At 38.5% G+C, this 23,297-nt stretch carries 22 protein-coding genes and 1 pseudogene; 12 read left to right on the forward strand and 11 right to left on the reverse strand.

Translation table 11 applies throughout. The features are described 5' to 3' along the window. Window positions 1-81: 81 nt before the first annotated feature. From NYE61_RS10725 to NYE61_RS10735, 3 genes are all read right to left on the reverse strand, one after another. A complete protein-coding gene (locus NYE61_RS10725; RefSeq protein WP_251660287.1) occupies window positions 82-1,113 on the reverse strand; it encodes an ABC transporter permease in 1,032 nt (343 codons plus the stop codon). Further along, the gene (locus NYE61_RS10730) at window positions 1,110-1,841 is read right to left on the reverse strand and encodes an ABC transporter ATP-binding protein (RefSeq protein WP_251660285.1); all 732 of its coding nucleotides are present in this window, start codon (window positions 1,839-1,841) and stop codon (window positions 1,110-1,112) included. The genes NYE61_RS10725 and NYE61_RS10730 overlap by 4 nt, the downstream gene beginning before the upstream one ends. A gap of 154 nt (window positions 1,842-1,995) precedes the next feature. Next, on the reverse strand, window positions 1,996-3,477 hold the full coding sequence (locus NYE61_RS10735; RefSeq protein WP_303450794.1) for an MDR family MFS transporter: 1,482 nt from the start codon (window positions 3,475-3,477) through the stop codon (window positions 1,996-1,998). Window positions 3,478-3,828: 351 nt separating this feature from the next. On the opposite strand from NYE61_RS10735, the gene NYE61_RS10740 reads away from it, so the two are divergent. The 5 genes from NYE61_RS10740 to NYE61_RS10760 all read left to right on the forward strand — a co-directional run bounded on the left by NYE61_RS10740 (window position 3,829) and on the right by NYE61_RS10760 (window position 8,147). Beyond that, window positions 3,829-4,404: a hypothetical protein gene (locus NYE61_RS10740; RefSeq protein WP_251660284.1), complete on the forward strand. Its 576-nt coding sequence runs from the start codon at window positions 3,829-3,831 to the stop codon at window positions 4,402-4,404. Between the two features lie 113 nt (window positions 4,405-4,517). After that, on the forward strand, window positions 4,518-4,721 hold the full coding sequence (locus NYE61_RS10745) for a hypothetical protein (protein WP_095311580.1): 204 nt from the start codon (window positions 4,518-4,520) through the stop codon (window positions 4,719-4,721). Between the two features lie 372 nt (window positions 4,722-5,093). After that, entirely contained in the window at window positions 5,094-6,488 is a 1,395-nt protein-coding gene (locus tag NYE61_RS10750; RefSeq protein WP_118889158.1) for an L-cystine transporter, read from the forward strand. Between the two features lie 248 nt (window positions 6,489-6,736). Then, window positions 6,737-7,489, forward strand: a complete 753-nt coding sequence (locus NYE61_RS10755) for a polyphosphate polymerase domain-containing protein (RefSeq protein WP_303450804.1) — start codon at window positions 6,737-6,739, stop codon at window positions 7,487-7,489. A gap of 1 nt (window position 7,490) precedes the next feature. Then, window positions 7,491-8,147, forward strand: a complete 657-nt coding sequence (locus tag NYE61_RS10760) for a DUF4956 domain-containing protein (protein ID WP_095311576.1) — start codon at window positions 7,491-7,493, stop codon at window positions 8,145-8,147. Window positions 8,148-8,209: 62 nt separating this feature from the next. Here the strand turns inward: NYE61_RS10760 and NYE61_RS10765 are convergent, their stop codons facing one another. Together NYE61_RS10765 and NYE61_RS10770 are read right to left on the reverse strand one after the other, a co-directional pair. Continuing rightward, window positions 8,210-9,763, reverse strand: coding sequence for a BCCT family transporter (locus NYE61_RS10765; RefSeq protein ID WP_095311574.1), 1,554 nt, complete (start codon window positions 9,761-9,763; stop codon window positions 8,210-8,212). Window positions 9,764-10,105: 342 nt separating this feature from the next. Then, window positions 10,106-10,924: a phytoene/squalene synthase family protein gene (locus tag NYE61_RS10770; protein WP_095311788.1), complete on the reverse strand. Its 819-nt coding sequence runs from the start codon at window positions 10,922-10,924 to the stop codon at window positions 10,106-10,108. A gap of 333 nt (window positions 10,925-11,257) precedes the next feature. Between NYE61_RS10770 and NYE61_RS10775 the strand changes: the two genes are divergently transcribed. Then, window positions 11,258-12,412: an MFS transporter gene (locus NYE61_RS10775; protein WP_095311572.1), complete on the forward strand. Its 1,155-nt coding sequence runs from the start codon at window positions 11,258-11,260 to the stop codon at window positions 12,410-12,412. Between the two features lie 81 nt (window positions 12,413-12,493). On the opposite strand, the gene NYE61_RS10780 is transcribed toward NYE61_RS10775, so the two are convergent. Then, entirely contained in the window at window positions 12,494-12,880 is a 387-nt protein-coding gene (locus NYE61_RS10780) for an SLAP domain-containing protein (protein WP_095311570.1), read from the reverse strand. A 49-nt stretch (window positions 12,881-12,929) separates the two neighbouring features. Then, a complete protein-coding gene (locus NYE61_RS10785) occupies window positions 12,930-13,403 on the reverse strand; it encodes a hypothetical protein (RefSeq protein ID WP_095311568.1) in 474 nt (157 codons plus the stop codon). A gap of 130 nt (window positions 13,404-13,533) precedes the next feature. Here NYE61_RS10785 and NYE61_RS10790 point away from each other — a divergent pair, with 130 nt between their 5' ends. Beyond that, window positions 13,534-14,706 carry a DHHA1 domain-containing protein gene (locus NYE61_RS10790; RefSeq protein ID WP_303450810.1) on the forward strand — a complete coding sequence of 391 codons (1,173 nt, stop codon included), beginning with the start codon at window positions 13,534-13,536 and terminating at the stop codon, window positions 14,704-14,706. A 134-nt stretch (window positions 14,707-14,840) separates the two neighbouring features. On the opposite strand, the gene NYE61_RS10795 is transcribed toward NYE61_RS10790, so the two are convergent. Both NYE61_RS10795 and NYE61_RS10800 read right to left on the reverse strand, forming a co-directional pair. After that, window positions 14,841-15,401 carry a hypothetical protein gene (locus NYE61_RS10795; protein WP_303450813.1) on the reverse strand — a complete coding sequence of 187 codons (561 nt, stop codon included), beginning with the start codon at window positions 15,399-15,401 and terminating at the stop codon, window positions 14,841-14,843. A gap of 57 nt (window positions 15,402-15,458) precedes the next feature. Beyond that, window positions 15,459-15,617 (reverse strand): hypothetical protein, encoded by a 159-nt coding sequence (locus tag NYE61_RS10800; RefSeq protein WP_303450816.1) that lies wholly within the window; start codon window positions 15,615-15,617, stop codon window positions 15,459-15,461. A 256-nt stretch (window positions 15,618-15,873) separates the two neighbouring features. On the opposite strand from NYE61_RS10800, the gene NYE61_RS10805 reads away from it, so the two are divergent. The 5 genes and pseudogenes from NYE61_RS10805 to NYE61_RS10825 all read left to right on the forward strand — a co-directional run. Continuing rightward, complete coding sequence (locus NYE61_RS10805) at window positions 15,874-17,175, forward strand: homoserine dehydrogenase (RefSeq protein ID WP_095311507.1); 1,302 nt, start codon at window positions 15,874-15,876, stop codon at window positions 17,173-17,175. Beyond that, on the forward strand, window positions 17,172-18,233 hold the full coding sequence (thrC, locus tag NYE61_RS10810; RefSeq protein ID WP_303450820.1) for a threonine synthase: 1,062 nt from the start codon (window positions 17,172-17,174) through the stop codon (window positions 18,231-18,233). Before NYE61_RS10805 ends, thrC begins: the two co-directional genes overlap by 4 nt. After that, complete coding sequence (gene thrB / locus NYE61_RS10815; protein WP_303450823.1) at window positions 18,230-19,111, forward strand: homoserine kinase; 882 nt, start codon at window positions 18,230-18,232, stop codon at window positions 19,109-19,111. The genes thrC and thrB overlap by 4 nt, the downstream gene beginning before the upstream one ends. Window positions 19,112-19,276: 165 nt before the next feature. Then, window positions 19,277-19,810, forward strand: coding sequence for a helix-turn-helix domain-containing protein (locus NYE61_RS10820; RefSeq protein WP_339315417.1), 534 nt, complete (start codon window positions 19,277-19,279; stop codon window positions 19,808-19,810). Further along, window positions 19,771-20,637: pseudogene (locus NYE61_RS10825) on the forward strand (IS3 family transposase); the annotation flags it as partial. The gene NYE61_RS10820 and the pseudogene NYE61_RS10825, both read left to right, overlap by 40 nt. Window positions 20,638-20,684: 47 nt before the next feature. On the opposite strand, the gene NYE61_RS10830 reads toward NYE61_RS10825, so the two are convergent. Continuing rightward, entirely contained in the window at window positions 20,685-21,536 is an 852-nt protein-coding gene (locus NYE61_RS10830; RefSeq protein ID WP_303448341.1) for an MBL fold metallo-hydrolase, read from the reverse strand. A gap of 141 nt (window positions 21,537-21,677) precedes the next feature. Further along, window positions 21,678-23,273: a glutathione ABC transporter substrate-binding protein gene (locus NYE61_RS10835; protein WP_303448340.1), complete on the reverse strand. Its 1,596-nt coding sequence runs from the start codon at window positions 23,271-23,273 to the stop codon at window positions 21,678-21,680. Window positions 23,274-23,297 lie beyond the last annotated feature (24 nt).

Below are 23,297 nucleotides of genomic sequence, written 5' to 3' on the forward strand. Positions count from 1 at the left end.
ATTTCGCCTCTTATCAAGTTAAACATTCCTTATCTAACATCATATCGAATAAGTGTCACATGGCGCAACGAAAAGCCTACGTTATATTTTCCGATACTTACGAAGTGCCAAACCATTTAAAAGCATAAATAGTAATGAAAAGCCAAATAGAATAATAAGATTAACAAAAATTTCGCCAAAGCCATGTCCCCTTACCATAACATCTCGTAGTGCATCTGCAGCATAATAAAGCGGAGTAAACGGACCAACCCAGCTTAACCAGTCGGAAATCGTTTCTAAATTAAATAATCCCGAAAAGAATATTTGCGGAATAACAACAATCGGTATGAATTGAATCATTTGCAATTCATTGTTCGCAAATGAAGAAATGAGTATGCCTAATGTTAGTGCCGTGAGCGCAAGTGACAATGTAATTAAAAGCACATAAATAAATGCTCCTACCATCATCATATTCAGTACATAAATAGCATACCATGCAATAATCGTTGATTGAATGATCGTGAAGATTCCAAATCCAAGAACATATCCCGTCACAATCTCCCATTTACGCAATGGTGTAGAGAGCAGCCGTTCCAATGTTCCTGTTGTCCGCTCACGAATAAAGGAAACGCCAGCAATAATAAAGACAAAGAAAAAGACAAAGAACCCGAGCAATACTGGCCCAAAGTAATCAAATGATCCCATATCACTTGAGCCGTATAAATAATCAATTTCAAACTGTGCAGCACTTTCACCCTGCTGCAGTGAGCCAAAAGCTGATTGGATCCATCTCAATGTAGCGCTATTCACACTTGGGTCACTACCTTCAAGAAAGACAGCTGAAGTGGTGGCATCATCAAGTAAAATATAACCATCAATCTCCTCAGAGTGGACAGCTTGCTGTGCATCATTTTCATTCGTGTATATGGTTACTTCAGCATCTGTCGTATCAATTTGGTCAACAATAGCTTCAGGAATCTCTACTAATCCCACTTTCGGTACATAATCATCTCCATTAAAAACCAAGTGAAGCATAGTTAGGACTAAAATCGGCGCAAAGATAAGCAAACCTAATGTCCGTTTATCCCGTATAAGCTGTTGCAAAATCCTTTTTGTTAATGCAATAACTCTCACGATGTCGCACCTCCATAAACAAGAAACGCTTGTTCAATCGTATCTGAATTTGTCTCATTACGTAACGCTTCCGCCGTTCCGACAGCAATCAATTCTCCGTCTCGCATAAGTCCCAGCCGATCACATTTTTCAGCCTCATCCATTACATGAGTTGTAACAATTATCGTTGTCCCTTTCCGATTTAAATCATAAAATGCATCCCAAATACTTTTCCTTAAAACGGGATCAATCCCAACAGTTGGCTCATCCAGAATTAGCATTTCAGGTTCATGAAGTAGTGCAATCGCTAGTGATAATCTTCTTTTCATACCACCAGAATAATTGGATACAGGTTTATTTAAATGATCGGATAAGTCAACAAGCTGCATCACTTCGTTAATTCTTTCCTTTTTCTTTTTGCCTTTCAATCCATATAAGCTTGCAAAGAACTGTAAATTTTCGTTTGCTGATAATTCTTCGTAAAGTGCATCTGCTTGGGCCATATAACCTATTCGCTCCATCAATTTGAACGTTGGCATTCTTTCTCCAAACATATAATTTTCGCCTGATGTAGGAACATCTAGCCCTGCTAATTCTTTTATTAAGGTGGATTTCCCAGCACCAGACGGACCGAGAAGTCCGAATATCTCCCCTTCCTCAATTTCGAGATTGATATCCTTTAGTACTTCGTGCTTGCCAAACTGCTTAAACACATGTTGAATCGAGATACATGAGTTTTGATTTCGCATCCGTTTCACCTCGCCATGTTATAAGTGAGTGATTACTCACTTATAACATACAGCAATATTCCATTCATGTAAAGCACGTGAGAATTAACTTTTTAAAAAAAATAAGCTTCCACTCTGCATTCCACAGAATGAAAACTTATTTTTCTTTAATCTATTAATTTTCCTCAACCGGCTGCTCTTCTGTTTCTTTCGGTACAGCGCGATAAACAAAAAATGCCATAATGACAGCAACAATGGATATAGCAAAAGCAATAAAATATACAAGTTCCACACCCGCCACCATTGCTTCTTTGATAGCAGTAGGATCTGTAGGATTGTTTGCATTTTGCAACAAACCATTTTGTCTCGCATTCATAATACTAATAAATACAGATACCCCAATTGCTCCTGCAACAGGCTGTAATGTTGTCATTACAGCAGTTCCATGTGGATACAAATGCTTTGGAAGCTGATTCAACCCATTTGTTTCGGCTGGCATCATAATCGCAGAAACGGATAACATGAGTAAAATGTATCCAACAACAATTACCCAGACTGGTGTATCTAAATCCAATCTACTCATCATAAACATGGTTCCACATAAAACAAGCGTTGCTGGAATCATCAAGACTCGCGGACCAAACTTATCAAAGAGTCCACCCATTACCGGTGACATTGCACCATTTAGAATGCTACCAGGCAGTAGAACTAGCCCTGCTGTAGCAGCTGTTAAAGCTAGGGGACCTTGCATGTAAATTGGTATAATAATTTCTGAAGCAAACATCGCCATAATGATGATTAAGAACATAAGTACCCCATGCGTGTACATCGGATAACGAAAAACACGTAAATCAATCAGAGGCTCTTCCAGTCTTAATTGTCTCCATGTAAACAATGCCACTGCAATGAAGCCTATGATAATTATAGTATATACTTTAGGCTCTAAAAACCCAGTTTCCCCAGCCGAACTAAAGCCATAAACGATCGCACCGAATCCGATTGTTGAAAAAACAAGGGAAATGATATCTATTTTCGGCTTCGTCACTTCTGATACATTCACTAAATATTTAGATGCGAATGCAATCGAAAATAATGCAAACGGAATAACGGAAATAAATAAATAGCGCCATCCTAAATATTCAACAATTACGCCAGATAAGGTTGGCCCGATTGCCGGAGCAAACATAATTACTAACCCAACTAGCCCCATAACCTTCCCTCTTCGATGCGGCGGGAAAATTAACAAGAACACATTAAATATAATCGGCATCAACAAACCTGTACCAACCGCTTGAATAAGTCGGCCGACAAGCAATATTGGAAAGTTCGGCGCAAGCGCACTTATTGTTGTACCGATTGTAAAGACGATCATTGTACTTATAAATAGCTGACGTGTTGTAAACCACTGCATTAATACAGCTGATGCAGGGATAATAATTCCCATAATTAACATAAATCCTGTTGCCATCCACTGTACAGTTGTTAGTGTTACACCAAACTCAGCCATAAGTGTCGTTAATGCTATATTTAATAAAGTTTCATTTAATATTGCAAAGAAAGCACCAATAATTAAAGAAAGCATAATTGGCATTACTTTCACATTAGGATTATCAGCAAGATATTCATATTTTTCTTGCTGATTGTTGTGATCTGTCATAGAAAAACCCCCTTACTATTTTTTTGCTCATACCTGTTTATATTCACAGAATCCAGCTAGAATATTCACATGCAAATTCCCAACGAGCCTGGTCTGTTATTTGCTCTACTCATTATCTCTTGACAACCTTTTAACATTACCATAATTGATTCATCATGACAAGCGTTTTTTTAAGTATAACTTAAAGGATAAAAAGGAAAAAACAAATAGAATCTTTATATTGGCAATTATTTGTTCTTCCTTATACACATACCAGCCGCCCAATCTTTTAAATTCAATCCCACATTAGACGAATTCCCCATATAGTAAAGGGAGCGATTTTTTATGAGCAGAAAAGGGAGGAAAGAATAGATGAATTATCATAATAATCCATATCATCCACCGCAACATGATGATGAAAGGCAGTTTAATCTTCCAGGGAACATACTTGGTCAGATTTTCGGCCCTGGATCTGGCGGTGGTCCAGGCGGTCCTGGAGGTTTCCCTGGCGGTCCAAGCGGCCCCGGAGGTCCTGGAGGTTTCCCTGGCGGCGGACCCGGCGGCTTCCCTGGTGGTCCAGGTGGCCCCGGAGGTCCTGGAGGCTTTCCTGGCGGCGGACCCGGTGGCTTCCCTGGTGGTCCAGGTGGCCCCGGAGGTCCTGGAGGTTTCCCTGGCGGCGGTGGCGGTGGACAACAAGCTGGACCACCTACCTCTCCACCACCGAATTTCACACCCGAACAATCACAGTTCCAAACATTCGCGGTTGATCCAGGTGGAATTCGAGGCTGTTTATTCCGATTCACCTATATTTGGTTAAGAAGAGACGCTTTTTGGTTTTTCCCAACGTTTGTTGGCAGAAATTCAATTGCAGGATTCAGATGGACCGGATTCAGATGGGTGTATTTCGGTATCGACTTAAACCAAATTCAATCGTTTCAATGCTATTAGTTACACACAAAGACCGCCTTCCATTATGCGGTCTTTTTACTTCTCTCCATTTTTTAAATTTACATAAACGATATCCCCCCTTTATTCATATCCTAAATAAAGGGGGGATGATGATGAATCAACTTGCTTTACTCTTTCTTACAGCAATCCTGGCTGGTTTTGGATTAATTGTTGTAACGTCGTTAGCATCTTCATTTATTACGTCTACAACAATCGTCAATTTCTTAATTGCTGTAGGAACAATTGCTGTCATCGTATTTGCCTTTTCAGTTCTCTATATTGCTATTAAAGCTTTATTCCAAAAAAATTGGATGTAGCACAGCATAGTGGGGAAGCTTGATAGCTTGCCCACTACGTCGTTAAACGATATGCTTTCTGCGCTAAACACAATAATCTTCACCAACGATTCCAGATTCATGTCGTGATACTTTTTTTAGTGAATGGATTCCTTCCTTCTTGTTTTTTTACCTCACAACCATTCGTTTTGGTTCCTTCACATTAGATGTGCAGGTATCACAGCCGTTAATGCGTGAACCTCACTAAAATTAATTTCTTGACACTTCTTTTAAACCAGTGTATCTTAATTTAAGTCATACTAATATTATCGGAATAATAAACTAGTATAATATTAGTATTGCTGCATAGTATTCTCCAACTGCAAGAAAACATTAACAAGGAGGTTTATCAAGATGGACTCTATTTATATTCTATTAAATATAGTAGTGCTATTAGCACTTATCGGTTTACTAATATGGATGCAGAAAAAGCATTTTTCTTTTACAAAGCGTGTATTCACTGGTTTAGGAGCAGGGATTGTCCTTGGAGCCTTATTACAATTAATTTATGGAACTGGCTCTGAAGTTTTAACTGAGACCACTGAATGGTACAACATTGTTGGGCGAGGCTACATTAGCTTCCTTATGATGATTGTTGTACCAATTGTGATGGTTTCCATTATCCAATCCATTATTAACTTGGAAAGGACCGCAGAACTCGGTAAGATGTCTGCGTGGATTATTGGAATCCTGATCTCTACTACAATGGTTGCCGCCCTAATCGGAATTGGAACTGCAATCGTGTTTGATCTAAATGCGGAGCAAATTGAAATGGGGCAAGCAGAGTCAGAGCGTGCCACATCGTTAGAAACAAGTTTGGGGGAAGTGGAAGAGCAATCGACCCCACAACGAATCCTTAACTTCATTCCGTCTAATATTTTCTTGGATATGACCGGAGAAAGACCAACATCCGTTATTGCTATCGTTATTTTCTCTATTATTGTTGGGATTGCGGTACTGGGTGTGCGCAGAAAAAATCCGGAACAAGCAGAGATGTTCACGAAGATGGTTAACGCTGTCTATGCCGTTGTCATGCGTATCGTAACATTAGTATTACGCTTAACTCCATTTGGGGTTTTAGCATTAATGGCGAATACAGTGGCCAGTACAAATTTTGCAGGTATCCTGGAACTCGGTAAGTTTGTTATTGCTTCCTACGTTGCATTGCTGGTTATGTTCATTCTTCACTTAGTTTTAGTCGGCATATTTGGTTTAAATCCGTTTACGTATTTAAGAAAAGCTTTTCCGGTATTAGGCTTTGCATTTACATCGCGCTCTAGTGCAGGAACAATTCCATTGAATATTCAGGCACAAAAAAATTCACTTGGTGTTGAGCAAGGTGTTGCCAATATGTCTGCTTCATTTGGAGCAACAATGGGCCAAAATGGCTGTGCAGGAATCTACCCTGCCATGCTAGCTGTCATGATAGCACCAACTATCGGGATTAATCCTCTTTCACCAGGGTTTATTATCCAATTGGTTCTCATTATCGGTATTAGCTCATTTGGTGTAGCCGGTGTTGGTGGCGGAGCAACATTTGCCGCAATCATTGTTCTCTCATCAATGGGAATGCCAGTAGCATTAGCTGGACTATTAATTTCAATCGAGGCGTTTATCGATATGGGACGCACAGCTTTAAATGTTAACGGAAGTATGGTTTCCGGTACCTTAACATCACGAATTTTAAAGAATTTAAACGTAAAAACATTTAATGACAAAAACGCAATTGAAGAAAATACATCACTATAACTTTAAAGGCCGCTCCAAAGAATGGAGCGGCCCTTTTTAGCTTTATACTTAAAAACGTTATACTCCAGATAAATGAATTTTAAAGACTATCATAAATCCCCTTCCTAATATTTAATAACCAATGATAAATTACAGGATTTCACCCAAAATTTAGATTCACATCACATTCTCATCCAATTCTAATCCCTTTCACATAGGTATCTTATACGAGAATTATAGAATAGTTTTCAAGGTAAGGAGGATATCATATGGCTATTGAAATTTTTAGAAGGAAAGAACAGAAGTATTTAATCACCACTGTGCAATATGAACAATTAATTCAGCAAATCTCACCGTTTATGCGACCTGACAAGTTCGGTGAGGATGGGAAGTACACCGTAACCAGCCTATACTTCGAAAGTGATGATCACAAAATTTACTTTGAAACTAAAAACAAACTGAAGTATCGGCAAAAGCTTCGTTTACGGATCTACGATGATACCGACATCCACGGAACTGCTTTTTTTGAAGTGAAACAAAAGCATAAAAAAGTCGTCAATAAAAGACGCATGCTTATCTCATTATCCGAGGCCTACCGCTATATTAACCGCCTGGAGTCCTGTATTAATAATTACGAGGGTTCGAATATACAAGTACTGCGTGAGATTGATTATTTTCGCAACTTATACCGCTTAGAGCCCGAAATGATTGTAAGTTATGACCGCCATGCACTTCATTGTATAACAGACCCAGAGTTGCGGATTACCTTTGATTCTAATCTGCGATGCAGAAATGAAGATCTTTTATTAGAAAACGGTGCGTACGGAAAAAATTTTGTTGATTCTAATCTTGTTGTACTCGAAGTAAAAGTGAATGACAGTGTTCCCCTCTGGCTTACTCGCATTTTACAACAACTAAATTGCGAACAAAGAAGTGCATCAAAATTTTGTACCAGTCTTGAATTGTTAAAGAATCCACCACTTCCAAATGGAAAAGAAAATGTAACAGTAGGAGGAGTATAAAATGGAAACATTATTTCAAATAAACGGTAATGAATCGGCAATTTTTATGAGTCTATTAGCGATGGCAATCACAACAATCCTTAGTATTGTTATTACAAAGGTATATCAACTAACATTTACGGGGGATCGCTACTCACAGAACTTTGTCCATACGATAATTATGATGAGTGTTGTTGTATCAGTTGTTATGAATGTTGTGAGCGGAAATGCTGGAGTTGCTTTTGGTTTATTCGCAGTATTTTCTTTAATTCGTTTTAGAAGTGCGGTTACAGATGCGAAGGATATTGCCTATATCTTTTTCGGATTATCAGTCGGTATGACCAGCGGTCTCTACCAATTTGATTTGGCGATTATTTTAACGTTTTTTGCTAGTATCTTATTTTACTTTCTTTATAAATTCGAATACGGAAAAGGAAAAGATACACAGATTTTAAAAATAACGGTGCCAGAAAATCTAAACCATGAAAATCTGCTTGATGATGTTTTTAGACAATTTACGATTAATCATGCTTTACGCCAGGTTGAGACAACTAATCTTGGAACGATGATTATGTACACCTATGCCATCCGTAGTAAAAATGAAGTGAATGACAAAGACTTGCTTGACAGGATTCGAGAGAAGAATGCGAATCTAAAGGTTTCCTTAACGTATATGTAAAATCAAGATTAAGAATAAGGGCCCTCCAGCTCCCTTATTGGAAAGCTAGATGGCCCATTTCATTATTCGTCTTTTTTATCTACTTTTTTTCTCATTTCACGCTGCCAGATCAATCCTTGCTCTAATGCCATTTTCTTCGCTATTCTTGGAGCGTTCCACAATGGTGGCAGTAATAGAAGCGAAACCGGAACCGCAGTTATAACAATTGAATTCTGAATCGATGCAATACTATCCTCACCAATCGATAGAATTACTACGGTAGTAGCACCGAAGATTAATGCCCAGAATACACGTAACCAGCGTGTTGGATTATCATTTCCCTCTAGCGTAGCTGCTACGGTATAAGCCATTGTATCGGTTGTTGTTGCAACAAATATAATCGATACAAGCAAAAAGCCTAACCCCATTAGAGTTGCCATTGGGAGCTGATCGGTAATGGCCATTACTGCAGCAGGCATTCCACCCTCGTTTAACGCAGTCGAGACAGAGCCAGCATTTTCGTTTTCAAAGAATACTCCTGTCCCACCTACAATTGAGAACCAGAAGTTATTCACTACTGGAGCAACAATTGATACAGCTATGATTAATTCTCTAATTGTTCTTCCACGAGATATTCTGCTAATAAATACAATCAGCATAGGAGCATATCCGATAAACCAACCCCAGAAGAATATCGTCCATATTGAAAGCCAGCCCTCATCCCCACGATACATGCTCATCGTGAAGAAGTTTTGCAGATGAAATCCAGTGCCACCTACAAATGCATCAATAATAAACATTGTAGGACCAATAACGAGTACTACAGCTGCTAAGAATATTGTAAATTTCACATTCCAATTACTTAGATGGTAAATCCCTCGATCTACGCCTGTAGCTGCTGAAATCGCAGCAATCAGTACTAGTACCAGCACAACAATAATACTAACAGTTAACGTGTTTGGTACATCGAATAAATGATTAAGTCCGTAAGATATTTGCAAACCTAAGAATCCAAGCGGTCCCAACGTACCAGCAACCGTTGCAATTATGGAAAAGATATCTGCCGATGTACCTAGCACGCTTTTATGATATATTTTTTCACCAAAAATCGGATATAGCAATCCTCTAGGCTTCAGTGGCAGCCCTCTATTATAGTGTACATACATCATCACAATAACCGAGAGTGTACCTAGAATTGCCCATGCGGTAAACCCCCAGTGCAGAAAGGATTGAGCAAATGCAGCATCCATATTATTAAATTCTCCACCGCCGGCTAATGGGGGAGTAGTCATGTAATGATACATTGGTTCAGCAGCAGCCCAGAATACGCCCCCACTTGCCAATAAAGTAACTAAAATCATAGAAACCCAGCCAAAATAGCTATATTTTGGTTTATCCTGTTTACCTAATTTAACTTTCCCATACCTTGAAATTGCTAACCCGAGTCCAATGAAAAAGTTTCCAAGCAATAATACCTGCCAGTACGCACCGAAAAGGTCTGAAGAATAAGCAAATAATGTATTCACCGCACCATCAACCATTTCATTATCAAATAACGATAATAAAATAAATAGAATCAGGAATCCTCCACTCACAATAAAAACTGGCCAATCTAGGTTCTTCTTTTTTGTATCCACGTTTTCCTCCTAATGTTGTTAGGAACAAGCGTCTATAATATAGTAATCCATTTTGTCATTAAAGACCGTTGGATGGAATTTGATTACAACACCTAATATCTATCTACAGAAGAACAACCAATGACTAATATTCCACCAACTTGCTCAAATTTTTAACACAGTTTACTATTATAGGTTTCATTCATTAATTACGCAAATAATATCAATCTAATTTATTTTCATCACTTTAAAACGAATTCATCTTCACCGTTGACTAATTAGCAAATTGTATTCTTTCTATAACAAAAAAAGAATGACTCCTGCATGCATATTGCTGCTTGCTGTCATTCTTTCCAAACATCATTATTCATTTATAATCTCGTCTACTGTTGACTCGACTTCCGCACGAGTCATTTTCTCCTTACCGCTTTTCAGTGCTTTAAGCGTTCGCTTTGCTAAGGATAATGGAATCTTACAAAATAATGTAATATTTTTCGTTTCGATCTGCTTCATATAATCATCCGCTTTTGCGAGGTTACCCTCTGCATAACGAAACATATCATCACGACTCCATCCATCCGGGAAAAATCGGACACCACGTTCAGCATCTTCATCTTTATTACGCAATATATTGACAGCCTGAAGACCACGCCCATATCCAATTGCCAATTCACGATCTGTTTCAGTACCATCATACCATTTCCAAATATCAGAGAGCATAACGCCTACCAAACCAGCTACATAATATGTATAATCATCTAAATCTTCTTTCGTTCTTACTTCCCAGTCCTTCACAACCCATTTTGCCATTCCTTCGGCCATTTCACTCGTTGATTCTTTTACTTTATCAACAATCTTATCAGGACAAAATTCGAGCCAGTCACCAAGTCTTAAGGTCACTTCTGGTAATTCCGATTTATAAGGCTCTACTAATGTTTCATATGCCTGTAAATCGAACTCTTTTTGTAGCAAACTGCTTGTTTCTAACAGTAATCGCTGCTTTACTTCAGCATCCAATTGCTCATGATCTTCTATTTCATCAATTGCACGCATACATAGGTAAGCAGATCCAACTGTTTTTCTTAGAGTTGGATTTAATAATTTAATCGGTATATAAAACGTTCTGCTAGTAAGTTTCAGTACGCGCATTGCCTCTTTGTCCAACCTTGCTTGACCACTCAACAAAACTTCTCCTCCTTTAACCAATACGAGGTACCATAAGTATAACAAACCCGATTGGGACTGTCACTTTTCGTTAATATAAAGGAAGTTTTCTGAACAAAAATAGAGATACTATTATTTCCGCTTGCAGTGATGTCGAATAGAAGCTACTATTGTAATATTGTGTTTTCCTCGCATTAACCGCTGTAATTCGCACACCTTAAAGCGTGAGAAAAAACGAAAACATGAAACGTGGAGAGGGCTGGTGTCTTACCCTTGTGGTTGTTAACATTTTGCAAGGTGCAGTGGAGTCACCACGGAATCAGTTTCACTTTATAAGAGAGGCGTAAACGTATGGATAAACGAGTATATTTGTTAACGATCGTTTCCTTTGTCGTCGGAATGGTCGAATTAATTATCGGTGGCATATTGGATTTAGTTGCAGCTAGCTTAGAAGTTAGCGTTGGACAGGCTGGACTATTAATAACGGTATTTTCACTTGTTTTTGCAATAGCTTCACCAATACTATTATTTCTAACAGCAAGAATTGAACGAAAGAAACTAACGTTGATTACACTGTTTATTTTCTTCTTAAGTAATGTTCTTGCCGTTTTAAGTCCCGTTTATAGTGTTCTGTTTATCAGTAGAATTATTTCAGCAGCCAGTGCATCTTTACTGATTGTACTATGTGTAACAATGGCTTCTACAATTGTCGAGCCACAATACCGTGGACGCGCAATTGGGATAGTGAACATGGGCGTTAGTGGGTCACTTGTTCTTGGAATCCCATTTGGATTAATGCTTGGAAATACTTTTGGATGGCGTGCCCCATTTATTATGATTGCAATCCTAACATTATGTTCCATGGCAGGTGTTTACTTTTTTATGAAACAAATAACTCCTGGACAAGGTGCTGTTTCCATTGGCCAACAGCTACGCACATTAAAAAACAGCAAGATACTACTTGCTAACGCCACTACATTTCTTGTGTTGGCAGGACATACAACACTATATACTTACCTTACACCTTTTGCACAAGTAACAATGGGACTCGAAGGTCTATGGATAAGTATTGTTTACTTAGTGTTCGGTGTTGCAGCCGTTAGCGGTGGAGCAATCGGGGGTTCTTTTGCCGATTACTTTGGGACGAAGCGAACAATTCTTTCTGTCATTATTATCTTTATCATTGCGATCTTCGCAGTACCATTCTCGACGTTCTTCGTACCATTTTTCTTTTTTGTTATGGTTGTATGGGGAAGCATGAGCTGGGCTATTACCCCGCCAATGCAGAGCTATTTAATGGAGCTGTCACCAAAAAATTCGGATATTCTAATCAGCTTAAATAATTCATCCCTGCATCTTGGTATAGCTGTCGGTTCTTTTGCCGGTAGTATTGTCGTCGACCGAGTCAGTATTGAGTATAATGCGATTGTCGGCGGTATTATCATTGTATTTGGTCTTGTTACTGCATTGCTCGCAACAAGACGTGGCACGGCCACTTCCCAATAAAAAAAGTAAGCCCAGAAACACGCAGCAAGCTGTTTTCTGGGCTTTTTATAGAAATGCAAGATTAGATTCCTGGCTAATGGATTAATAAGCATTAATCCATTCTAATCTTCCATCCTCTAATGCAGGCTGAGTTTTCAAGCTTTCTACTGGAAAAATGAACGCCCACGGCATACTTGTTTCTGCCTCTATTGTCAGTGCTGGAATTGTAAACTCGTTCGCAGCAACAAGCTCACTATTTTCGACATAGCGAATTGGTTCCATTTGAAAAGAAAACGGATTATCCGTAAAATTATGAACGATTACCGTTACCAATAATTCACCTTTATAATTCATAGCCTGCCATAATGGCGTAAACGCTACTGCTTGATTACCAGATAATTTCGTTTCCTGAAAGACACCCTCAATTATTTCACGATCTTTAGCTGGCAAAGCCTTATCCCATGAAGCTTCATATTGTAGCCTTTGCATATTATCACCACTCTATTAAGTATCTGCCTCTACGAAGTTTTACGATTCATTATCTTATATAAAGCAAGAACGCATAGCTAGATGATCCTTGCTCCCAGTTTGCATAAACTTCATAAATGACATTCCCTCTGTATTCTGATAGATCTATTTTATCATACACTGCCTTCACAGTATTATCTTTATCCCAGATTTTAACTTTATAATCTGCAGGGTCCATTTCAAATTGCAGCGTTATTTCTGTATCTTCATCCACTTCAATTGAATTTCTACCATTTACCATTTCACTTGGAGACATAGAATCTGCCGCCACATTGACAGTTGTACCGTCTGTGTTCTCATATGACCAGCTATAACCTCCCTGGGCAACAGCATATGAATCACCATCAACTATTAAGGTTAACTGTGGCGGGGAAGTAAAATGATTTGCTCCTTCTCCATTTTCTGCCTGTTCTTTTGAATAACTTGTTGCACACCCTGCAACTCCAGTTAATAACAAAGATAAAATCACAAATATACGTAACATGTTGATCATCTCCCTTCTTTCCTTAGTCGATTTTTCAAGGAAAGTGTTACAGGATATGGGATGATTAATGGTATCATAAGATCAATTACATATCATCCATATAAAACATAGTAAATGAGAGGAATAAATTATGACAGCAAAACTTTATTACAACTCACCCTATATAACAACATGGAATACAAACATAGCTAAAAAAATTGAGCGTGATGAAGATTTATTTATCATTTTAGAAGAAACGGCTTTTTACCCTCATGGCGGCGGTCAACCATGTGATTTAGGGAATATCAATGGAATTCCAGTTCTTGACGTTTTTACAGAAGAAGATGTAGTCCTGCATAAAGTAGCACAGCTGCCAGATAGAACACAGGAAATAACTTGCACTATCGACTGGCAACGAAGATTTGATCATATGCAGCAGCATAGCGGACAGCATTTATTATCAGCAATATTCAGAGAGCTTCTTCAGGCTAATACGATAAGCTTTCATCTTGGAGCAGAAGATGTCACAATTGATATTGATCAGACAGCATTAACTAAAGAACAACTGCAAGCAGTTGAAACCAAAGTAAATAAGCAGATCTATCAAAACCGTCCAATACAGACCTACTTTGTTACCAATGAACAATTAAAGGAAATTTCTTTAGTGAAATTGCCAAAAGTAACGGAAAATATCCGCATCGTTGAGATTGAAGGAATTGAATACAATGCATGTGGCGGTACACATGTGTCTCGAACTGGTGAAATTGGTATGATCAAATTATTTCATGCTGAAAATATAAAAGGAACAACAAGAATCCATTTCAAATGCGGCTACCGCGCATTAGCGGACTTCGAAGCAACACTTCATATTACGGATGTTCTATCGAAAAAATTTAATACTGGTAGGAAGGATATCCTTGATCGCTTTGAGAAATGGGATCAAGAGCATAAACAGCTGCAATCACAGCTTACAAAGTTAAAGGAACAGAATGATATGTATCTGACAAAAGAGCTTCTTTCTAATATTGATGGAACTGTTATCACCCATGTTTTCTCGAATAAACCATTCAAGGAAATCCAGAAACTAGCAGCCCAAATAGCAACAAATCACCAGTTGTCCGTTGTATTTGCTACGACCACAGATAACAAAGTAATTCTAGCTCATAACGGTACTGCTGCATTTTCATGTGGAGATTTTCTCAAAGAACATCTTAAAGCTTTTAATGGAAAGGGTGGCGGAAGCGCCCAATCTGCTCAAGCGGGGTTTGATTCGAGTGAGGAAGCTTTACAGTTCTATCATTTTGCTTGTCAGGAGATTCGCTAGGCGCTTGTTTGAACTAAAACGCCCCCATTCCTTTAGATCGATAAAGAAAAGGGGGCCAAACATCTTTATAGAAAATTGATTCGTAATAATTTTCATTTACCATCTGAAACAATTTTCAACAAAGCCATTTTTTCTTAAAACAACAACTCCTCAATCACCTTACTCTCCATATCATACAACCGATACATACAATAAATCTGCGTCAAGAAAGCTGGCGAAACTAAAAAATCACTAGGATGTTCTATAATCTTAAATGATACGTTGAACGTAATCTCATTAAAACTGATAGAAGCGTATTTCTTCTTATCTGCTTTCAATATGAGGGATCCATCCCAATCTTGATAAGCTTCAAACTTATTCGTTTGAATAAATCCTTTTATATGAAAATAAATGAAGGATGCCCATTTCACATCATGAATATCATATATTTTATCCTCCTGATAATCGGATAAATGGTAGCTATATCCTTCAAGACTTTTCCAGCCTTTCTTTTTCACACTAATAGAAGTCAGCAACGTGCCATTTTCATCCTCAAATGCATAGAAGGACCCTTTTCGAACCGTTTCATTTCTTGCTTCATTGCGATGTGTTCGAATAACTGCACCGATTTCCTGTCCATCTTTGTCGTAAACAATCATTTTATGATTTTTGGAAAAGAAAAGAACATCCTTACACGTATATTTCAATGTTTCCATGCTTTATGTCTCCTTCTATCTCATATATTTTCAATACGGATAGAGGCATAAATAGTTTCATCTATCTCGATTTTTCTTCCGCCAAAAAAGTAAACTGATTAAACCAAGTCCAAGTCCGATGGAGCTGCCAACTTCGACATACCCTATGAAATACCCGACAGTAATTCCAATTACTAAACAAATGAGAAAAATTGCCCCTGCAATCGCTTCACTCATGTTACCCCTCCTCATCATCGGCTTATTTGTATTAGTTTATTGTTCAGTCCCCATTTTTGTTCATACCTTCAAGAATGTTATAATAGTTATACGGATTTTTTATCATGAATATCTGGCTCTGTTCATTGATCATCACTTGAAAACGCTTTATTGAATTGTTTCAAAATTCACTATTGCTATACTTTAGCATTCGTGTTTAAATGAATTAAATATACAAATTAGTTCTTTAGTGAAGGACTAAATACGAGGTGATTATGTGAGTGAGAAAGTTACTGTTGGTCTTTTAGGTTTAGGAGTTGTTGGTTCAGGTGTAATTAAGCTAATTGAAAATCACCAACAAAAGCTTGCACATCAATTAAATTGTAATGTACGAGTGAAGCGCGTATTAGTTCGTAATTTGGAGAAATCGCGTGATGTTGACATAGAGGAAGACCTTCTGACAACGAATCCGGATGATGTATTAAATGATCCAGAGATTGATGTTGTTGTGGAAGTAATGGGTGGCATTGACGAAGCAAAGGATTATATTTTAAAAGCATTTGCTTCGAATAAACATGTCGTTTCCGCTAATAAAGATCTTGTAGCATTGCATGGCCCAGAACTTCAGGATGCTGCTACACGCAATAAATGTGACTTCTTCTATGAAGCCAGTGTTGCTGGCGGAATTCCAATTTTACGCGGAATCGTCGATGGACTTGCATCCGATCGTATCGGACAAGTAATGGGGATTGTTAATGGTACAACCAATTACATATTAACGCAAATGGATAGTGAAGGTGTCAGCTATGAAAATGCATTAAATGAAGCGCAGAAGCTTGGCTTTGCTGAAGCAGATCCTACTTCAGATGTAGAAGGTCTTGATGCAGCAAGGAAAATGGCGATTCTTGGCAGACTTGCATTTTCAACACCGGTAGATCTGGATGATGTCGAAGTATCTGGTATCAAAGGAATCGAATTAGAGGATTTACAATATGGTGACAAGCTAGGCTATACAATGAAATTGATTGGCTATGCAAACTTTGATAATCATGAGCTTGAGATCAATGTACAGCCTACATTACTTGCAAAAACGCACCCCCTTGCATCGGTAAAAAATGAATTTAATGCTGTTTATGTTTATGGAGAAGCAGTTGGCGAGACCATGTTCTATGGTCCTGGAGCAGGTAGCTTACCGACAGCAACCGCTATAGTTTCTGATGTTGTCTCTGTCATTAAGAATATGCGTCTAGGTGTATCTGGAAATCAGTTTGTTGAACCACATTTCAAAAAAGAATTGAAGGCACCTGATAAACGCTATGCACAGTATTATGTACGACTTTATGCGAAAGATGAAGCTGGAGTTTTTTCAAACATTTCTGCTTTATTCCATGATCAGGATATTAGTTTTAAACGTATTTTACAAACACCTGTTAACAAGGATGAAGTAGCTGAAATTATTTTCATCACACACCAAACATCACTCCAAAACTTCCAGCATGCCTTAGAAAAGCTTAAAGGTCTTGATGCTGTTTTGGAAGTAAAAAGCTATTACAAAGTTGAAGGAGATGCTATTTCATGAGCTGGCAAGGACTTCTAAGTCATTACAAAGCATATTTACCAGTTACTGATCAAACACCTGCGCTCACACTGCAGGAAGGAAATACACCATTAATTCATTTCCCGACACTTTCTGAGGAATTAGGAATTGAATTGTACGGAAAGGTCGAAGGTGCTAATCCGACTGGATCATTTAAAGATAGAGGAATGGTTGTAGCAGTAGCAAAAGCAATTGAAGAAGGAAGCAAATCCATTATTTGCGCATCTACCGGGAACACTTCTGCCGCTGCTGCAGCCTATGCCGCACGATCAGGAATTCGCGCGATCATCGTTATTCCAAAGGGAAAAGTTGCACTAGGGAAGCTAGCCCAAGCTGTCATGTACGGTGCAGAAATTGTAGAAATTGATGGAAACTTTGATGAAGCATTGCAAATGGTGCGTAAAGTTAGTGAAAAAGCACCTGTTACATTAGTGAATTCGGTCAATCCATATCGTCTGGAAGGACAAAAAACGGCAGCATTTGAAGTATGTGATCAGCTTGGAACTGCTCCTGACATTCTGGCAATTCCTGTCGGTAACGCTGGTAACATCAGTGCATATTGGAAAGGATTTAAAGAATATCACGAGAAAAAACAAACCGGTCTACCACAAATGTTTGGATTTGAAGCAGAAGGCGCTGCAGCAATCGTGCAAAATAAAGTCATTCCAAATCCAGAAACTGTGGCCACAGCGATTCGGATTGGTAATCCTGCTAGCTGGGAGCTTGCAGTAAATGCAAAAGAGGAATCTGGTGGAACAATCCAATCTGTAACCGATGAAGAAATCTTACAGGCGTTTAAATTACTACCAAGTAAAGAAGGGATTTTTGCGGAGCCTGGTTCTTGTGCATCGATCGCAGGTGTTATTCAACAGTGTAAGGAAGGAACAATTCCAAAAGGAAGCAAGGTTGTCGCTGTGTTAACAGGAAATGGATTGAAGGATCCACAAACAGCTATTGACCAGTTGGAAATTAATCCTGTTTCCTTAGAAAATGATGAAGCTGCCGTTATGAAATATATTGAAGAGCTGGTTAATCAATGAGGCCGTTTCGTATTTCAGTACCGGCAAGCTCAGCAAATATCGGACCGGGATTCGACTCCATGGGTCTAGCAGTAAATCTGTATCTAACATTGGAAGTAACAGAATCGGAGAAGTGGGAGTTCACCTCCCCTTCTCTTTCTTCTAATGATAATTTTCAGGATCATTTCATTTTCCAAATTGCTGCAAAAATTGCAGAACGGCATCAAACAACATTACCAGTATGTAAAGTTGTCGAAACAAGCGAGATTCCACTCGCTCGTGGATTAGGCAGTAGTGCATCTGCAATTCTAGCTGGTATTGAACTCGCAAACCAAGCTTGCGATCTTCATTTAAGCAGTGAAGATAAACTCCAGTATGGAACAGAAATTGAAGGTCATCCAGATAATATCGCACCGGCACTCTTTGGCGGGCTTATTATTTCAACCTTAACTGACAATGAAATCAATTGGCTTCAAGCACCTGCATTAGATGTTGATCTGGTTATCTATATTCCCAATACTGAATTGAAAACAGAAGCTGCAAGACAGGTTCTTCCAGATTCATACACAAGAGACCATGCAGCAGCAGCCAGCGGAATTAGTAACCTCGTTGTTGCCTCACTTTTAGCAGGTGATTACGAACTTGCCGGAAAAATGATGGAAAAGGATATGTTCCATGAATCCTATCGTTCAGGTCTAATCCCCAACTATGATCAAATTCGTAAAGAGGCAAAGTTTTATGGTGCCTATGGAACTGTTATTAGCGGTGCTGGTCCAACGATGATTTCTTTTGCACCAAAAGGTGAAGGACAAGCTATAACTGAACCACTGCAAGCAATACTTCCGGATTATCATGTGAGCGTAATGAAAATTGATATGCAAGGATTAACAGTTGAATAATTAATTAGAGAACTAAGGTGTTCGCCAATACTGCTTTAGGAGAATACTTGTATTATTTACGCATTAAAAAGGAGAAGCCTAGGTGCTGCACCCCAAAAGTTAGAGTAAGAAATCTAAGTTTTGGGGTGTTTTTGCATTGCAAAATATAGTGAGCAATTTAAATTAATGATTGTTAAGGAATATATGGAAGGTCCTCTTGGTTACACTTTATTAGCTAGGAAATATGATATTCCAAGTAAGGCTCCTATTGAAAGATGGGTAAAGTCATATAAAGCATTGGGTGAAGAGGGGTTACGTAAAAAGCGTTGTAAAAAGGTTTATTCTGTTCAATTTAAGTTAAATGTACTAAACTTTATGAAACAAACGGGCACTTCTTACCAAGATACCGCAATAGAATTTCAGATGAATAATTCTACTCTTATTGCGAACTGGAACAAGATTTTCCTTACTGAAGGGATAGAAGGCCTCAAAGAAAAACCGAAAGGACGGCCCCCTATGTCTGGGAAAAGAAAAGCAAAGTCAGTAAAACAAGAGAAAGCAATGAATCGCGAGGAACAATTAGAGCGTGAGATTGAACTTCTTCGGTTGGAAAATACCTATTTAAAAAAGTTAAAAGCTTTTCAGGAAAATCCAGAGGCCTACCTCGAAAAGCACAAGCAGCGTTGGCACTCGAACTCAAGAAAGAAGGATTCAGATTAAAAGATGTACTCCGAGTTGTAGGTATACCAGAGGCAACTTATCATTATCAAGTTAAACAATTGAAGAAAGAAGATACGAATAAAGAGTGGAAAGAACTCATTCATGAATTGTTTAAGAAGCATGAAGGTAAATATGGATACCGTCGGATCCATTTAGAATTAAGAGGCAAGGGCTATAAAATCAATCATAAAAAAGTACAACGGATTATGAGAGAATTGGGCTTGAAATGTATTAAGTTTACACGAAAGTCTCGATACAAGTCTTATAAAGGAACGGTTGGGAAGGTAGCGGAAAATCGTTTAAACCGACGGTTTAATACGCCTATTCGTCTACAAAAGTTAGTCACCGACATCACGGAATTCAAGTGTACTGGAAATGAGAAACTTTATTTAAGTCCAATACTAGATTTATATAATGGTGAGGTAATCTCTTATGGTATCTCAAATAAACCAACATTAGATTTTGCGGTCAAGCCACTTAACCAAGCAATAGAAATAATCAAGAGTAAGGCCAAATATCGTACAACCATTCATTCTGATCAAGGCTGGCATTACCAACATATAAAGTGGGTCAAAACGTTGAATAAAAGCAGAATCTTTCAAAGCATGTCTAGAAAAGCCACATGTGCAGATAACGCTGCGATGGAGAATTTCTTTGGGATTATGAAACAAGAAATGTATCACGGTGAAGCATTAATGTCTTATCATGAACTGAAACGAAAGATAGAGAAATATATTTATTACTACAATAACGAACGAATTAAAACGAAATTGGCTGGTTTAAGTCCAGTGCAATACCGAACTCAAACCAGCCAAACAGCTGCATAATGAAAACTCTAACTTTTAGGGATCACTACCCTAGGTTCTCCTTTTTCTTATTTAGCATATCCATTTACAAAATAACCGATAATTTCCAAGTCCGTTTCTGTTAATTCACGTTGAAAATGTGAGGTCATCGCTTCTACAATCGCCTCCTGCTTCCCTTCATGCTTTTTGGTTAATGCTGCACTTGTTTTCAATAATGCAGAAAAGCTTGCGAATTCGTCTTTTGACAATGGTGCCGGATGATGGGATAGGAAAAATAATTCTGCATCATAGCTTTCTATCTTCTCTAAAAGTGCGCCCATTTTTTCAATTGTGTAATGCCATTTTTCTGCATACATATTTGCATAAAGACAATCTCCAAGAAATAGTGCCTTTTCCTCCTGTATATAAATAAGATTGGAGTCTGGTGAATGATCCCCACCGATGTATTCGATGATACAGATGACCCCACCAAGATTCACTTGCATTCGAGTTTCAAAAATAAGCGTAGGATCCGGGATGATAACGTCACGCGCATCTCCAAGCTCTAACTTAATTGCATCCGCACAAAACGCGATTTCGATCCCTGCTTCAACACGCTCATCCAGCTCCTTATCTTCCCATGAAAACTCCTGTAATTCTTTTACTTTTTCAAAGGTCATAAAATTGGCAATGGAAGGCAGGTTCATTTCATTTAGGCCAAAAAGATGATCCCAATGCCAATGTGTCAGGGCTACAATATCTCCAGTGATATTATGGGAAGCCAATTGCTCCTTAAATAGCTGTGCGTGACTGGATGAATTCCCAGCATCAATCAACAACGTCCGATTATCCCCCACGACAGCTGCTAAAATTGGCCGGTCTGTCTTTTGATATGATGGAAGATAAAAAAGACGATTGGAAAGCTTCTGTAATGTCTGCATGTATTCGTACTCCTTCTAGCTAGTTGTATTGTTCATTATAACCTATTAATTGTGGCGGCAAAACAGGCTTCAACTTATAAATTCCAAATTGAAACAATAAAAAAAGAGAGCTGATGGAATTCTCCATCAGCCCCTAAAATTCTATTCTTCAATATATACATCTTTAAGAAGCAGGAATTTTGTAGGTAGCATCGATAATCCTTTCACTTCTTCACGCAACCCTGATAAATAATCCTTATGCATCAAATAATTCATGGGAGCCAACTCCACGAGCAACTCTTGTGCTTGTTTATATAATTCTATACGCTCAGCTTCATCCGCCGTTTGGCGTGCTTCTTCTAAAATAGAATCTAACTCTCCATGATCAAGGAAGGTTCTATTTCCTGGTGGTCCCATATTCTCAGAATGGAATAATGGATATAATCCGTTATCCGCATCGGCTGTTCCATTTGACCACCCTAAAATGAACATATCATGCTCACCTTCACCAATTTTCTCTAAATATGCACCCCATTCGAAGATTTCAATCTCTACCTCAATCCCAATTTCCGAAAGCTGAGACTGGATGTTGGTTGCAATATCCAGACGCTCTCGTGTCTCATTGGTCCAGATGGAAGTGGAGAAACCATCCTCGTAACCAGCTTCAGCCAACAGCTTCTTTGCTTCTTCTTGATTATAAGCAATTCCTTCTAAATTTTCATCATAACCAAATACATTTGGCGCAAGTGGCCCTGCAGCAGGTATTGCATAGCCATTCGCAATACCATCTACTATCTGTTCTTTATTTATAGCCATCGTAATTGCTTGTCGAACACGCTCATCATCAAATGGCTCTTTTTGTGTATTAAAACCAAGATAATCTAGGGAAACACTTCCTTGTTGCAGCATCGCTAACCCTTCTGTTGATTCAATTTGTGCTACATCAGAAGAACTTAATTGATTAGTGACATGTGAATCTCCTGTATTTAGTTCTGCAATACGAGTAAGGTCTTCTGGAACAACCTTAAATGTGACCGAGTCTAGCAATGCTGCTCCATCCCAATAATCTTCATTTTTAACTAAGCGGATATATTGACCAGGACTCCACTCATCAAATTTAAAATAGCCTGTACCAATTGGTTTTTCATTAATAACACTTCCTGGATCTGCTCCTTCTTCCATTGCAGCATAATCTGCCTCAATTTGTTCCAAAGAGATCATCGCTCCAGCTGAATGTGCTAAATGTGCTGGCAGACCTGAAAACGGATATGCTGTCTTTATTTGTATCGTATAATCATCAATAACAACTACCTCATCGATCATATCGAGCAAATAGGCTGTAGGAGCTGCCACATCTTCATCAATAATACGCTCAACATTTGCCTTTACTACCTCTGCATTAAACGTGGTTCCATCATGAAATGTTACTCCCTCTTGAAGCTTAAATTCCCAAGTTGTATCATCCACTGCTTCCCAGCTTGTTGCAAGGCTTGGCTGTAGTCCCATATTCTCATCGTGCTTAATTAACTTCTCAAAAATATTAAATTGGATATCGAACGATGGAACATCATTTGCTCCAGCTGGATCTAACGAGATTGCATCCGAAACAGTGGCAATTACTAACTCTCCACCATGTTGTTTCCCATCATTTTCTGTCCCCCCTGCTTCATCTGGTTCACTAGCACAACCAGCAAGAACGATACTAATAAATGCTATAGCAATGAATGTGTACAGCCAATTTCTCGATATTCTTTTCATAATTGTTCCCCCAGTATAATTGAC

The organism is Oceanobacillus sp. FSL W7-1304 (genome assembly GCF_037969805.1).
Lineage (GTDB): Bacteria > Bacillota > Bacilli > Bacillales > Amphibacillaceae > Oceanobacillus > Oceanobacillus profundus.

Excerpts from the sequence above, each read along its gene's own strand:
- NYE61_RS10730 (WP_251660285.1), bottom strand. The coding sequence starts at position 1,841 with ATGCGAAATCAAAACTCATGTATCTCGATTCAACATGTGTTTAAGCAG.
- NYE61_RS10735 (WP_303450794.1), bottom strand. The coding sequence starts at position 3,477 with ATGACAGATCACAACAATCAGCAAGAAAAATATGAATATCTTGCTGAT.
- NYE61_RS10740 (WP_251660284.1), top strand. The coding sequence starts at position 3,829 with ATGAATTATCATAATAATCCATATCATCCACCGCAACATGATGATGAA.
- NYE61_RS10745 (WP_095311580.1), top strand. The coding sequence starts at position 4,518 with ATGAATCAACTTGCTTTACTCTTTCTTACAGCAATCCTGGCTGGTTTT.
- NYE61_RS10750 (WP_118889158.1), top strand. The coding sequence starts at position 5,094 with ATGGACTCTATTTATATTCTATTAAATATAGTAGTGCTATTAGCACTT.
- NYE61_RS10755 (WP_303450804.1), top strand. The coding sequence starts at position 6,737 with ATGGCTATTGAAATTTTTAGAAGGAAAGAACAGAAGTATTTAATCACC.
- NYE61_RS10760 (WP_095311576.1), top strand. The coding sequence starts at position 7,491 with ATGGAAACATTATTTCAAATAAACGGTAATGAATCGGCAATTTTTATG.
- NYE61_RS10775 (WP_095311572.1), top strand. The coding sequence starts at position 11,258 with ATGGATAAACGAGTATATTTGTTAACGATCGTTTCCTTTGTCGTCGGA.
- NYE61_RS10780 (WP_095311570.1), bottom strand. The coding sequence starts at position 12,880 with ATGCAAAGGCTACAATATGAAGCTTCATGGGATAAGGCTTTGCCAGCT.
- NYE61_RS10785 (WP_095311568.1), bottom strand. The coding sequence starts at position 13,403 with ATGTTACGTATATTTGTGATTTTATCTTTGTTATTAACTGGAGTTGCA.
- NYE61_RS10790 (WP_303450810.1), top strand. The coding sequence starts at position 13,534 with ATGACAGCAAAACTTTATTACAACTCACCCTATATAACAACATGGAAT.
- NYE61_RS10795 (WP_303450813.1), bottom strand. The coding sequence starts at position 15,401 with ATGGAAACATTGAAATATACGTGTAAGGATGTTCTTTTCTTTTCCAAA.
- NYE61_RS10800 (WP_303450816.1), bottom strand. The coding sequence starts at position 15,617 with ATGAGTGAAGCGATTGCAGGGGCAATTTTTCTCATTTGTTTAGTAATT.
- thrC (WP_303450820.1), top strand. The coding sequence starts at position 17,172 with ATGAGCTGGCAAGGACTTCTAAGTCATTACAAAGCATATTTACCAGTT.
- thrB (WP_303450823.1), top strand. The coding sequence starts at position 18,230 with ATGAGGCCGTTTCGTATTTCAGTACCGGCAAGCTCAGCAAATATCGGA.
- NYE61_RS10820 (WP_339315417.1), top strand. The coding sequence starts at position 19,277 with ATGATTGTTAAGGAATATATGGAAGGTCCTCTTGGTTACACTTTATTA.
- NYE61_RS10830 (WP_303448341.1), bottom strand. The coding sequence starts at position 21,536 with ATGCAGACATTACAGAAGCTTTCCAATCGTCTTTTTTATCTTCCATCA.
- NYE61_RS10835 (WP_303448340.1), bottom strand. The coding sequence starts at position 23,273 with ATGAAAAGAATATCGAGAAATTGGCTGTACACATTCATTGCTATAGCA.